We start from the raw sequence: 12,542 nt of genomic DNA on the forward strand, positions 1-12,542 counted from the left end.
TCTCCTCTACAATTTTTTATCGGGTACTGCTCAGACTTCCTCACATTAGCAAAGGCTTCTGAACAAAAACTGTACATTTTATCCAAAAAGGAGTGATAAAAGACCTGCAAATATTGTCGAAAGGCAAGAATTCTTCCAAATAAAGGCTGATTTCCCACAACTGATTGTTATAATACTAGCTAGAAGACTTTATGCAGGAGGCTATAGTATGAAAGTGATGCTCGTAGACGATGAGCCGTTAGCGCTGCAATTTCTCGAAACACAATTACATAGCATTGGAGAATTTAAGATTGTCGGTGCTTATAAAACATCTCGTGGACTAACCGAAAAAATTAAAGAGAAGAAACCTGAACTTCTTTTTCTAGATATAAAGATCGGCTCTGTAAATGGCGTCGAACTTGCAGCAGCCATCCAAGAAGAACATCCAAATTTACCAATTGTATTTGTCACTGGCTATCATGAATATGCTGTTCAGGCATTTGAATTAAATGCCCTGGATTATATAGTGAAGCCAATTCAGAAGGATAGATTAAGGAAGACGATCCAGCGCTTGTATACGGAAGTAAAGAAAAATACATCTCATGCACCTATACAAATAAACTGTATGCCAACGTTACAATTTCTTCAGAATGGTGAGACATTGCCTGTACAATGGAGAACATCCAAAGCGAAGGAGGTATTTTGCTATTTGCTTCATCACGCAGGAAAGCCGATACGCAAAGATGTACTGATTGAAGAATTCTGGGAAGAAAAGGAGCCGGAAAAAGCTTTTACGCAGCTATATTCCACTATCTACGTTATCCGTAAGACCTTGGCTGCATCGCTTCCAGGCCTGTCATTGAGCAGCGCCAATCAGTGCTATCAGCTACACCTGGGAGATGCTGAAGTGGATGTTATGGAATGGCGGAATCAAATAACCCATTTACCGGAACTAAATGAACATTCTCTATCCACTTATCAGAGACTGCTGCTGCGACAATACAAAGGGGATTATTTCTCTGCAGAGACTTACGCCTGGGCAGAATCAGAGCAAAGGCAGCTGAGAGAGATTTGGTATAAAACCGCTGCACAGGTCGGGGTATTCTTAGAGGAGCAGAACATATTGGAAGATGCTATTTCCCTTTACTTGCGTATGCAATCGGATTATCCGTATATTGCACACAGTTATATACGTCTCATGTATCTATACGATAGCTTGGGGGAAACCGGAGAAGTTGTCAGTCACTATGAACGCTTAAAGCAGATGCTGGATGAAGAATTTGATATTGCTCCAGAGGCAGAACTGATGGATTGGTATGAATCGTGGAGAGAGCGGCATATGCAGGCTTAATTAGCAGGAGGACATGATGAAACGCAGTACGAAACTGATGATGATTTTAGCTTTTGCAGCTGTCTTGACGTTAGGGAGAGTGGTCTGGTATCACACTCAGACACCTGATGTTCAGCCTGAGGCAGCCGACGGGCTGATGGATGCTCGCCATATAGATTTTTCAAACAGTCATTCCATAGAATTGAGTGGGGATTGGAAACAGCTAAACAATGCTGATAGCCCCCTCTATACACAGCTTCCGAAATATATGGAAGCAAAAGCTGCAGGAACTTATGAAATGACGATTCAAACCGGTGAACAGGTTGATTGCTATGCCCTGTCCGTCCGATCGCTTTATTCCAGTTTCTCGGTATATGCCAATGATCAGCTTGTCTACCAAAGCACAGATCTTGAAAAAGGACCTCCCACTCCGGTTTCCATCACTGATTTGCGTGCAAACGAGAATGGTCAAATCAAAATCAAATTCACGTTTGATGAATTCCACGGCAATAAGCGGGCACGATCATTGATCAGCGTGAGATTCGGCTCATCCCAGCAGATTCAAAAGGAGACATATCAAGCAGGCCTGCTCCAGTTTTTTGTTGGTGCCATCATATTTATCCACGCAATATATGCATTTGTACTTTACATAATGAAACCAAAAAAAATTGGTACTTTCTTTTTTTCCATTGCAGCTTTATTGGCGAGCATAGCTGTTGTAGCTTCCGATTACAATACACTGGGCTACGTCATGCCGCTGAGTCACGAGTGGTATGTTCGAATGGTTTATTTCAGTTATATTGGCTTAAGCTTTTTCTTTTTGCTTTTTGTCATCTTCACCTATACAAAAGCAGCTTACAGGTGGCCATTTAAAATCCTTTATGTCCTTTTTATTGCCTATTTGATTTATATCCTTGCAGCACCGATTGAATTCGTTCGGTATGTTATCGGCATCGCTATTTCTTTGGTAGTAGCTTTCTCCATCATATTCTTGATATTATTCCGGACTGTTCTTCTCAGCGGCGAGAAAGCTTTGCCACTGTTCTTTGCAGGTGCTGCTGTTATCTCTCATGTCGTCTGGTCTATCATTGTAAGTTTTCTCCCTATCGGGGATACGTTGCGATCTGCTATCAAGGCTGGCTTTTACCCTTTCGATATAACAGTTGCATTGGTATGCTTCTGCAGCTTTTGGTTCCTTCGCTTCTTCCAGTCGGAAACGGAGAACGAGCAATATATTAAGCAACTCGAAGTGGAGCAGCGACGGAAGGACCAATTCTTAGCAAATACATCCCATGAGCTGCGCACACCATTGCATGGAATGATGAATATGGTTCAAAGCGTACTGGAACAGGAAAACAAGCTGACAGATCACAGCAGATATCAGCTGGAACTTGCGAAAACACTCAGTCGGAAGATGTCTTATCTTATAAATGACTTGATTGATGTCGATCAGATGAGGACCAATAAAATCCGACTCCAACCTTCTGCTATGTCCATTGAACCTATCCTGGTCGGAACAGTCGATATGCTTCGTTTTATGGCAGATGAGAAGGATGTAAAGATCCATATGCGACTGCCGCAAGGCCTTCCTTACATACATGCAGATGAACACCGTGTCACGCAAATCATGACAAATATACTGCATAATGCTTTAAAGTTTACATCGGAAGGTAACATAACCATTGAAGTTTCAGCGGATGAGTCCCATCTCTTTGTTAAGATAATGGATACTGGAATCGGAATGGATGCCAAGACGCAGGCAAGGATTTTCAGCCCTTATGAAAAAGGAGAAAATTCCATTTCTGAAAGCGAAGGAATCGGTCTGGGGCTTAGTATCAGCAGACAGCTGGCCGAGCTGCATGGGGGTTCTTTGTCTGCAGAATCAGTTCATGGAAAAGGTTCGGTTTTTACTCTCAGTTTGCCACTCGAGGCTGACTGTCCGGAAGAATACAAAGCAGAGGCAATGGCACGCGTCGAATCTGCCGCTTCAGAGCAGATTGCCGAACCGGATCTTCAAGTAGACAGCGGCTATCGCATACTTGCAATAGATGATGATCCCGTGAACTTAAAGATCTTAAAACAAGCACTGAAAACAGAAGGCTACCAGATCAAAACAACTGCATCACTGAATGATTTTTTCCGGCAATTGGATACAGACAGATGGGATTTGTTGATTATTGATGTGATGATGCCTGAGATATCAGGTTTCCAATTAACGAAAATAGTACGCAGCCGCTACAACCTTACAGAATTACCTGTTTTATTGCTTACTGCGCGCTCACAGCCTGAGGATGTGTATGCAGGTTTTCAAGCAGGTGCCAACGAGTACGTCACCAAACCAGTGGATATGCTCGAGTTGAAAATACGTATCAAATCACTGCTGGAACTAAAAAGGTCCATCGAGGACCGGCTCAGTATGGAAGCAGCCTGGCTGCAGGCTCAGATTCACCCACATTTCCTGTTTAATACATTGAATACAATCGGCGCATTAAGTGCGATTGATAATGACCGCATGCTTCTGTTGCTTCAAGAGTTCGGTAACTACCTGCAAGCAAGTTTCAATGGAAAGAACCTATCAAGCAGTATCCCCATTGAAAAAGAATTGGAATTGGTTCGATCTTATCTATATATCCAAAAGGAACGATTTGGAGAAAGGCTGCATATCAGCTGGGATATTAATTATGAACTTAAGTTCAGTATTCCTCCTCTGACGCTACAGCCCTTGGTTGAAAATGCTATTCTTCATGGCTTACAGCCAAAAGAAGATGGTGGCACCATTCTGATACAACTGTTTAGAAAAGGAGATAATGCCTTTATTCGAATTATAGATGACGGCATTGGTATCACTCCCGATAAACAACGGCGATTGAATATATCTGCTGGCCACCGAGATAGCATCGGCTTAATCAATACCCATTCCCGACTGCAAAAGCTGAACGGCTGCGGGCTGATACTTTGCAGCGAAGAAGGATTAGGCACCACGATACAAATCAGCATCCCTTTAATGGAAGGAAGGAAAGAAGAAGACCAGTAATCCCTAAGGAAGCTGGTCTTCTTCTTCATTTCAGCTTCTCCGGCAGACTATGGATGGAAGCAATCAGTGTATTCAGCTTGTTTTCGATCCGGTGCATCAAATAAAATGTGACAGCTGCCGGAAACCCGAATTCCTTTATGATCGCAAGCCATGGATCCATCAGCTACGCCTCCTTTCTTATTAAAAAGGAGTGCAGCACGCAGCGGCTGCACTCCTTTAAGGTTAGAATACTTCCTGTACAGTACGATCGACGATACGGGCTGCTTTTTTAGAGACAAGCGCTCCGCCGCTCGATGCGATGACATTCTGTGCGAGAATCGCATCCATCGCCTGATTAATTGCTGTCTCGTCGAATGGTTCCACAGGCTGCTCCAAACTGATGGTTACAGTCTTGCCAGCTTCATTTAAAAACTGCAGATCAAGCTTCTTCATGCTTTATTCCTCCTTTTTTGTCGAATTAAGTTTCACGCAGGATGGAGTGGTCGTTCTTCTCCACTGCGTACAGATTGCGCTGCTGCAATGGTACCAATGCATTGGCGAAAGCCTGCAGCTCATCCGGTGTTGCATCGAGTCTGATGTTGTTAAAAGATTTTGTTTTGTATTTGTCTTTGCCTGTGTCAGGATCTACACCGTCATATAAAACGATGCTGAGACGTGTTTTATTATGGGTTGCAATGACTGCCATGTTTCTCCCCTCCTTTCACAGCTATAATCGGAGCATGGCCCGAAAAAGTGTGGAAAAAGTTTAGAAAAATGATCAAGGGTACAGCTTCAGCCCAGTCACGAGCGGGATAGGCTTGTAATATAATAGTAATTTTACGTTGCTGCTGTTTCATAGTACAATTAAGGTTAGCATGTTCTGCTAACAGGTAGACTTTACCAGCAAAATTAATGAATAAACATACAGATACATCAGTAAATAAAGGAGTTTAATCATGAGAAGAAGGTCACCTTACCAATCCCAGCCTCCCAGGCGAATAGTGAAGAAAAAAGTAAATAAAAAACGAATTTTGATGCTGCTCCTTATCCCCGTTTTAATCCTTGGAGCAGGCGGAGCAGCGTATGCTGCTCATTTATGGACCTCCGCAGCCAGTGCCATTGACAATGCCCATGTCGCAGATACACGGGATAAATCAGCATTACGGGATGAAGCAGTCGACCCCGTCGAGGATAATGTTTCGATTCTATTCATGGGAGTGGACGACAGTGACACCCGCGATGAAGGTAATTCCCGCTCCGATGCGATGATCCTTGCTACTTTCAATAAGAAAGAGCATAGCGTAGATTTACTGAGTATTCCGCGCGACTCCTACGTATACGTGCCGGAAGTCGATCGTCAGACAAAAATCACCCACGCACACGCTTATGGCGGTGCCCAGGCTAGTGTGGAAACCGTTGAGAATTTCCTCAACGTCCCAGTCGACTATTATGCAGAAATCAACTTCAATGCCTTCATGGACATCATCGATACACTAGGCGGTATCGAGGTGGAAGTTCCTTATGAGCTATATGAACAGAACTCAAAGGATCAAAAAGACGCTATCCATCTGGAAGAAGGATTACAGGAGCTTAATGGGGAAGAAGCACTAGCGCTTGCCCGTACCCGTCATTACGACAATGACATCGAACGCGGTAAACGCCAGCAGGAAATCATCAAGGCGATGATCACCAAAGCATCATCAGCTGGATCTGTATTCAAATATGATGCATTGATTCAGGATGTAGGCGACAACCTAAGTACAAGTCTTACATTCGATCAGATCAAGAGTTTCATCTCTTACGGAACAAGCAATGACCTGACGATTAACACATTGAATTTGAACGGAACCGGCGGTAAGCTATCTGACGGCATTTGGTACTATCAAGTCGACCCAGCTTCACTGGCAGATGTACAGACACAGCTTCGTAAACATCTCGGCCTGTCTGAGGAAGTAGACACGGATAGTGTGGAAACGGATGGAAGCGGCGTTTACGATGATAGTACCGGAACGACTGACTCTACTGGTTCTACTAGCAGCGGAACTGGAGAAACTGGTACCACTGACAGCAGTACTGGAACAACAGGAAGCACTGGTACATCTGACAGCAGTACTGGATCTACTGGAGCCACTGATAACAGTACCGGAACTAGCGGATCAACAGACAGCAGTACAGAATCAAGCGGGACTTCAAGCTATGATACAGGCAGCTCTAGCACTGACAGTACGTCCAGCAATTCAACTAGCGGTTCAACCTATGAAGGTACGACAGGTACCACAACGAATGACAGCACTTCGGTTGGCTCGACAGGAAATACTACAACACCATAAAGCAAACAAAACTGCCACCCCTCTTTTGGGTGGCAGTTCCTTTTGTCACATTAGTCTTCGCCATTGTAAAGACAGTGTAAATTAAAATTGTTTTCTATTGTTGTTGCTAGTATAATTTAAGAGGTCTGAACAAAAGAACATCCTAGCAGGAAGGACTTTTTTATGAAATCAGCAATTACTGTTCTTAAAGAACAATTCAAGCATTTTAATCTCATTAGACGCATATCGCTTTATGAACTTAGGAATAACAATAACGCAAACTATCTAGGATTGGCATGGGAAGTAATAAGTCCGCTAATACAAATTGCTATCTACTGGCTTGTGTTCGGCTACTTAATTAGTGACGGTAAACCACGTGTGATTCCAAATCCTTCAGGAGGAGACGATTTACAATTCTTCCCGTGGCTCGTTGCAGGTTTAATTATTTGGATGTTTTTCCAACCGGCAGCTACACAAGGTTCTAAATCTATCTATTCACGACTGCGGTTATTGTCGAAGATGAACTTCCCGATGAGTGTGATACCAAATATCACGATCTTCTCGAAGCTTTATCCTCATTTAATTCTTGTTGTATTTACTATCATTCTTATGCAATTTACCGGATATCCGGTTAGTATCTATATAGTGCAACTCCCTTACTTTATCATAGCTACAGTAGCATTTACGTATGCTTTTGTACTGCTTATGACCACCTTAACAACGCTTATCCGAGATATTCAATTGCTGTTACAAGCAACTTTAAGGATGGTGCTGTATCTTACACCTATCCTTTGGGTCTCTCACAGGCTTCCGGATTTCTTGGTTTTGGTAATGAAGCTTAATCCACTTTACTATCTTGTTGAAGGCTACCGCGCATCATTGATGGGACAAAATGGCTGGTATATCGTTAACTCATGGGAGTACACAATCTACTTCTGGGTAGTCACTGCAATCATCTTCATGATTGGTGCTGCCTTACACGTCCGTTTCAGAAGACACTTTATCGACTTTCTCTAATTAGAAAGGGATTTTTATGGATAAATCAATCATTGTTGAAAATGTAAGCAAAAAATATAAATTGTATAGCAAAAGCTCAGATCGTATTAAGGACATCATTTTCCCGAAGGAATACGGGGAAGATTTTTACGCATTGCGCAATGTAAGCTTTACGGCTGAAAAAGGTGATGTTGTCGGATTTATCGGTATCAACGGTTCCGGTAAATCTACATTGTCGAATATCATAGCTGGCATCGTTCCCGAAACGACGGGCTCAGTTACCTTGAATGGCGATGCAGCTTTGATCGCTGTTTCCGCTGGTTTGAAGGGTGATTTAACGGGCAGACAGAACATTGAATTGAAGTGTTTGATGCTTGGACTTAACAAGAAGGAAATTGCCGAGCTTGAACCGAAAATCATCGAATTTGCTGAGCTGGAGAAGTTCATCGACCAGCCAGTTAAAAATTACTCGAGCGGAATGAAATCACGCCTTGGGTTCTCTATCTCTGTTAATATCGATCCGGAAATCTTGATTATCGATGAAGCGTTATCCGTAGGTGATAAGGCATTCGCTGAGAAGAGCCTTGCCAAGATGCATGAATTCAAGGATAAAGGCAAGACGATGATATTCGTCAGCCACTCGCTTGGACAAATGAAGCAGTTCTGCGATAAAATCCTTTGGCTGGAATTTGGACAAGTACGGGAGTATGGCTCTATTCATGAAGTCATCCCGAGATACGACCAATTTCTGAACGAATACAAGAAGATGTCGAAGGAAGAAAAAGAAGCATATCGTGAGCGCGCCATCGCAGGTGCAGGGAATTAAAAAAGACAGAGAGGCTACTCGCCTTTCTGTCTTTTTATTTGCGTATAAGGACGCGGAACATAAATTCAAATGCTTTAAGGATCCGTTTCCACCGGAACGGCTGCTTAATCAAGCGGTAAAGCCATTCCAAATTCAGTTTTATCCATGCACGAGGTGCACGCTTCATTTCTCCGGCTAATATATCGAATACACCGCCGACACCCATGAATACACCTTTTTCGAATAGATGCTTATGAGCAGCGATGAAGTTCTCCTGTCTCGGGAACCCCATTGCAACAAAGATAAGATCTGGTTTAGTTGTAGCTGCTTGCTCTGCAACTGCAGCTTCTGCATCTGCATTAAAATATCCATGGTGGCTTCCGGCAATGCGGATACCGGGATACTGAGATCGCACACGGTTTACTGCTCGTTCGTTCGCTTCCTGTTTCGCTCCAAGGAAGTAGCAGCTAAGGTTATGCTTTTCAGCATAGCTGAGCAGCTTGAACATAAGATCGAAGCCAGTCACGCGTTCTTCAATTGGGTTACCAAGTATTTTAGAGGCAATGACGACCCCTGCACCGTCCGGTATTATATAGTCAGCACTTTTGACACTTTGTTTATAAACAGCATCCACTCTTGTCTGCATGACAATCTCTGGGTTAGCCGTTACGATATACGTACTTTCGCCAGCGTTGATCCGTGGATAAAGATGCTGCTGCAATAGTTCTTTTTGCGTTAATTTATTAAAAGGAATATCCATTATTTCTACGATTTCTTGATTTGACACACTTGTAACAACCTTTCAAGATCAAACCATCAGGTAGGAATCTTCGTATGATAGACTTTCCCATTATGCCACGAAAACAATAACTTTACAATTATTCACATAGAATTTACACAAATAGAAAACAGCCGGTAATATACCGGCTGTTTTCTTATTTACGGCCAAATCCGAAGAAGGATCTTTTCTTCTCCTGCGGCTTCTCGTTTTCTGATGGCGTATAGGATTGTCCGAACATTTCTACCCAATCCTTTTTGTAGCTCTCTTCACTGAATCTCTCAATCACTTCTGTTGCACGCTCTGATAGTCTGTCACGAAGATTTTTGTCATTCATGATAGCGACTACTTTATCAGCCAGTGCCTTCTGATCGCCTTTTTTCACAAGATAGCCATCGATATCATCCCTGACAATATCTTTTGGTCCATACTTGATATCATAGGCGACCGCTGGCGTTCCCGCTGCAAGTGTCTCTGTAAGCACCATGCCGAAGCCTTCGAAATCGGAAGTTAAGATTGTACAAGCTGCTGACTGGTAGGATGCTGTCGGATCAGAGGAGAAGCCTAACAGCTTCACGTTCTTCTCCAGTCCAAGACGTTTGATTTGAGCCTTCAGCTCATCCTCAAGCGGTCCAAATCCGTAAATATGGTACTCTGCATCCGGGATCTTGTCCACCACGTGTTTAAAGGCTGCAATTCCTTCATCCAGGCGCTTTTGTCCCTCAAAGCGAGCCAGTGTGACAGCTACCTTCGGCTGATAGGCTTGTTGTGCAGCTGGCGTGTCCGGTGCTGCGTGCGGAATGACATGCAGCTTCGTTGTTACCTGGTAGCGGGAAGTAATATCCTTTTCCTGTTCATGCGTCAGGAAGACGACATGGTCAAAGCTATTGATACCTTCCACGAAATGATTCCAGGATTTCTTCGTTTTCGCGCTATCATCATAAGGTGATTCGAAGTGGTTATTGTGCGCAACTGCAACTTTTTCCACATCTGCTTTTACGAGCAGGACAGTTTCATCTGTCTTTCTTGAATCAGACATGAGCACAGGCGCTTCATAATCTAGTACTGCTGTATCAATCCAAGCAGCATACGCATGGTTGATAGAATCGTATTCGACATCTTCTTCACCGAAGAGGATGGTCCTGCCTTCACTGCCCGATGGATTGACCCATACCGTAATACGGCATGTGCCGTCTCCCAAAAGATAGCGGTGCAGTTTCGGCTTATTCGTAAAGTGATCCATGTGGCTCGTTCTCACAAGACGACCATCCCGCAGGTATTCTGCTCTGCTGAGACGTGTACGGCTGTCATCCATATAATCGATGAGCTTCAGTGAGCCGTCCCCATTAAAGCGACGATATTCTTTATAAACGCCATCCTTATAATAGCGAAAAGCAGGCTGCTTGCTCTTTTTATCCTGGATAGCGTGCAATCCCTCAACTTCGGCAGATGCTTCTTTAGGTATATCCACCTTGCTGATATGAAGAAGATCCGTGAAATAATTTCTCACTTCGACTCTTCTATCCAGCTGGCCTGACTTATACAATTTTTCGATGATGTTCTTGTGGTCCTGCTGAAAAGCCAGTGTGAAGAAAACAACTTTCCCGTAATGGTCTGCGAGAATATTCGCCCGCTTCATTACTGCTTTCGTCAGGCCGCCTCGCTCCACATTCAGTGAATTGAACACGAATATTGGGGTCTTCATCATTTTATCCTCCTACTGGTATGCAATTTCGCTAAAAACACAGTACCAAACAGTCATTTACCATATCTAAGGGTATTACTTTTTCATAAAACCGAATAATGATTTTTTCTTCTTATTCCCTTGTCCTGATTGTGAGCTGAACACTTCTATCCAAGACTGATTATAATTGTCTTCGCTGAAACGTCCGGATATATCAATAGCCTTTTCAGCCATCTCTCTGCGCAGTTTACTATCCTCCATGACGGATAGTATCCGATCAGCGAGCAGTTTCTGATTGCCGGCTTCCACAATGAAGCCATCGACTCCATCCCGGATGATTTCCCTTGGGCCGTATTTCATATCATAGGTGATTGCCGGTGTACCTGCGGCCATACTTTCTGTCAGCACCATTCCAAAACCTTCGTATTTTGATGTAAGGATGGAGCATGCTGCTGATTGATAAGCTGCTGCCGGATCAGTGGTAAAGCCCATCAGCTTCACATTATCCTGCAGCCCAAGCTCCTTGATCAGTTTCTGCAGCTGCGATTCCAATGGTCCGAAGCCGTAAATATGATAGCGTGCATCTGGCAGCTTGTCTACGACATGCCGGAATGCACGAATGCCCTCATCCACAGCTTTCTCTTCCGAATATCTCGACAAGGAAACCGCAAGATGCTGATCGACGCTTCCTGCAGCAGCAGGGGCCGTTGGTGGCGCAGCATGCGGAATAACATGCAGCTTTTGTGAATCAACTTGGTATCTGGAAATAATATCCTGTTTCTGATGTTCTGTCAGAACGATGACCTTGTCATAATCATTGATTCCATCAAAGAAGGTATGCCATGTGATTTTCGTTTCAGAATCATCTTTATATGGTGCAGCGATATGAGAACTATGCGCGACGCCTATTTTCTCGTAATCACCTTTTACTCGAAGCACCGTTTCATCTGTTTTTCTGGAATCGGATAGAAGAACTGGTGAATCATAGATCTTGACCGCCTCTTCAATCCAATCCGCATAAGCATGCTCGATCTTTGCATATTCCTTGTTCAGATCGAACCGAATAGTACGTCCTTCTGTATTTGGTTCATCCAGCCAAACAGCAATCCTGCAAGAACCGTCTGCATGAAAATACCTATGCAGCTTCGCCTTATTATTAGAGATATCCATGTGACTTGCCCTGACTAGACGACTATTACGCAAATATTCTTCTCGCCGCTGCCTTGTTCGGCTCTCGTCCATATAATCAATCAGTTTCAGCGAACCATCCTGCTCAAATCGGCGATACTGTTCATAAAATCCATTGTTATAGTAGCGATAAGCTGGCAATTTACTTCTCTTATCAACAATATGGCTGTAGCCTGGAAGCTCCACGGCTGTTTGCACCGGTTCCGTAACATGCTCCATTTCGAGCAGCTCGGCGTAGAAATTCCTCACCTTGATACGCCTGTCCATCTGTCCAGATTCGTAAAGCTTTTCAATAATATTTTTATGATCCTGTTGATAGGCAAGTGTAAAGAAGACAACCTCCGGACAATGATTGACCAAGAGGTTGGCACGTTTTAATACCGCTTTTGTTAAACCACCGCGTTTAACATTCAATGAGTTAAACACGAAGATTGGTGTTTTCATTGCTGTGTCCTCCTAA

General features: G+C 43.5%; 11 protein-coding genes. 5 read left to right on the forward strand and 6 right to left on the reverse strand.

Going from position 1 to position 12,542, the window contains the following annotated elements:
• The first annotated feature begins 208 nt into the window (after positions 1–208).
• The gene (locus CHH91_RS00160) at positions 209–1,330 is read left to right on the forward strand and encodes a response regulator (protein ID WP_095220878.1); all 1,122 of its coding nucleotides are present in this window, start codon (positions 209–211) and stop codon (positions 1,328–1,330) included.
• 16 nt (positions 1,331–1,346) lie between these two features.
• Positions 1,347–4,343: an ATP-binding protein gene (locus tag CHH91_RS00165; RefSeq protein ID WP_176465604.1), complete on the forward strand. Its 2,997-nt coding sequence runs from the start codon at positions 1,347–1,349 to the stop codon at positions 4,341–4,343.
• Between the two features lie 25 nt (positions 4,344–4,368).
• Here CHH91_RS00165 and CHH91_RS00170 read toward each other — a convergent pair whose 3' ends face one another.
• The 3 genes from CHH91_RS00170 to CHH91_RS00180 all read right to left on the reverse strand — a co-directional run bounded on the left by CHH91_RS00170 (position 4,369) and on the right by CHH91_RS00180 (position 5,028).
• Positions 4,369–4,503, reverse strand: a complete 135-nt coding sequence (locus tag CHH91_RS00170; protein ID WP_095220880.1) for a YvrJ family protein — start codon at positions 4,501–4,503, stop codon at positions 4,369–4,371.
• A 62-nt stretch (positions 4,504–4,565) separates the two neighbouring features.
• On the reverse strand, positions 4,566–4,775 hold the full coding sequence (locus tag CHH91_RS00175) for a DUF2922 domain-containing protein (RefSeq protein WP_095220881.1): 210 nt from the start codon (positions 4,773–4,775) through the stop codon (positions 4,566–4,568).
• 25 nt (positions 4,776–4,800) lie between these two features.
• Entirely contained in the window at positions 4,801–5,028 is a 228-nt protein-coding gene (locus tag CHH91_RS00180) for a DUF1659 domain-containing protein (protein WP_095220882.1), read from the reverse strand.
• Between the two features lie 250 nt (positions 5,029–5,278).
• Between CHH91_RS00180 and CHH91_RS00185 the strand changes: the two genes are divergently transcribed.
• From CHH91_RS00185 to tagH, 3 genes are all read left to right on the forward strand, one after another.
• Positions 5,279–6,652, forward strand: a complete 1,374-nt coding sequence (locus CHH91_RS00185) for an LCP family protein (protein ID WP_095220883.1) — start codon at positions 5,279–5,281, stop codon at positions 6,650–6,652.
• Between the two features lie 162 nt (positions 6,653–6,814).
• Complete coding sequence (locus tag CHH91_RS00190) at positions 6,815–7,648, forward strand: ABC transporter permease (RefSeq protein WP_095220884.1); 834 nt, start codon at positions 6,815–6,817, stop codon at positions 7,646–7,648.
• Between the two features lie 16 nt (positions 7,649–7,664).
• Positions 7,665–8,453, forward strand: a complete 789-nt coding sequence (gene tagH, locus CHH91_RS00195) for a teichoic acids export ABC transporter ATP-binding subunit TagH (protein WP_095220885.1) — start codon at positions 7,665–7,667, stop codon at positions 8,451–8,453.
• Between the two features lie 34 nt (positions 8,454–8,487).
• Here tagH and CHH91_RS00200 read toward each other — a convergent pair whose 3' ends face one another.
• The 3 genes from CHH91_RS00200 to CHH91_RS00210 form a co-directional block, all read right to left on the reverse strand.
• Entirely contained in the window at positions 8,488–9,219 is a 732-nt protein-coding gene (locus tag CHH91_RS00200) for a WecB/TagA/CpsF family glycosyltransferase (protein WP_286160645.1), read from the reverse strand.
• Positions 9,220–9,367: 148 nt separating this feature from the next.
• Positions 9,368–10,918: a glycosyltransferase gene (locus CHH91_RS00205; protein WP_095220886.1), complete on the reverse strand. Its 1,551-nt coding sequence runs from the start codon at positions 10,916–10,918 to the stop codon at positions 9,368–9,370.
• A gap of 72 nt (positions 10,919–10,990) precedes the next feature.
• Positions 10,991–12,526 (reverse strand): glycosyltransferase, encoded by a 1,536-nt coding sequence (locus CHH91_RS00210; protein ID WP_095220887.1) that lies wholly within the window; start codon positions 12,524–12,526, stop codon positions 10,991–10,993.
• Between the last annotated feature and the right edge of the window lie 16 nt (positions 12,527–12,542).

It is taken from the genome of Virgibacillus sp. 7505 (assembly GCF_002272135.1).
GTDB lineage: Bacteria > Bacillota > Bacilli > Bacillales > Amphibacillaceae > Terribacillus.

Excerpts from the sequence above, each read along its gene's own strand:
- CHH91_RS00160 (WP_095220878.1), top strand. The coding sequence starts at position 209 with ATGAAAGTGATGCTCGTAGACGATGAGCCGTTAGCGCTGCAATTTCTC.
- CHH91_RS00165 (WP_176465604.1), top strand. The coding sequence starts at position 1,347 with ATGAAACGCAGTACGAAACTGATGATGATTTTAGCTTTTGCAGCTGTC.
- CHH91_RS00170 (WP_095220880.1), bottom strand. The coding sequence starts at position 4,503 with ATGGATCCATGGCTTGCGATCATAAAGGAATTCGGGTTTCCGGCAGCT.
- CHH91_RS00175 (WP_095220881.1), bottom strand. The coding sequence starts at position 4,775 with ATGAAGAAGCTTGATCTGCAGTTTTTAAATGAAGCTGGCAAGACTGTA.
- CHH91_RS00180 (WP_095220882.1), bottom strand. The coding sequence starts at position 5,028 with ATGGCAGTCATTGCAACCCATAATAAAACACGTCTCAGCATCGTTTTA.
- CHH91_RS00185 (WP_095220883.1), top strand. The coding sequence starts at position 5,279 with ATGAGAAGAAGGTCACCTTACCAATCCCAGCCTCCCAGGCGAATAGTG.
- CHH91_RS00190 (WP_095220884.1), top strand. The coding sequence starts at position 6,815 with ATGAAATCAGCAATTACTGTTCTTAAAGAACAATTCAAGCATTTTAAT.
- tagH (WP_095220885.1), top strand. The coding sequence starts at position 7,665 with ATGGATAAATCAATCATTGTTGAAAATGTAAGCAAAAAATATAAATTG.
- CHH91_RS00205 (WP_095220886.1), bottom strand. The coding sequence starts at position 10,918 with ATGATGAAGACCCCAATATTCGTGTTCAATTCACTGAATGTGGAGCGA.
- CHH91_RS00210 (WP_095220887.1), bottom strand. The coding sequence starts at position 12,526 with ATGAAAACACCAATCTTCGTGTTTAACTCATTGAATGTTAAACGCGGT.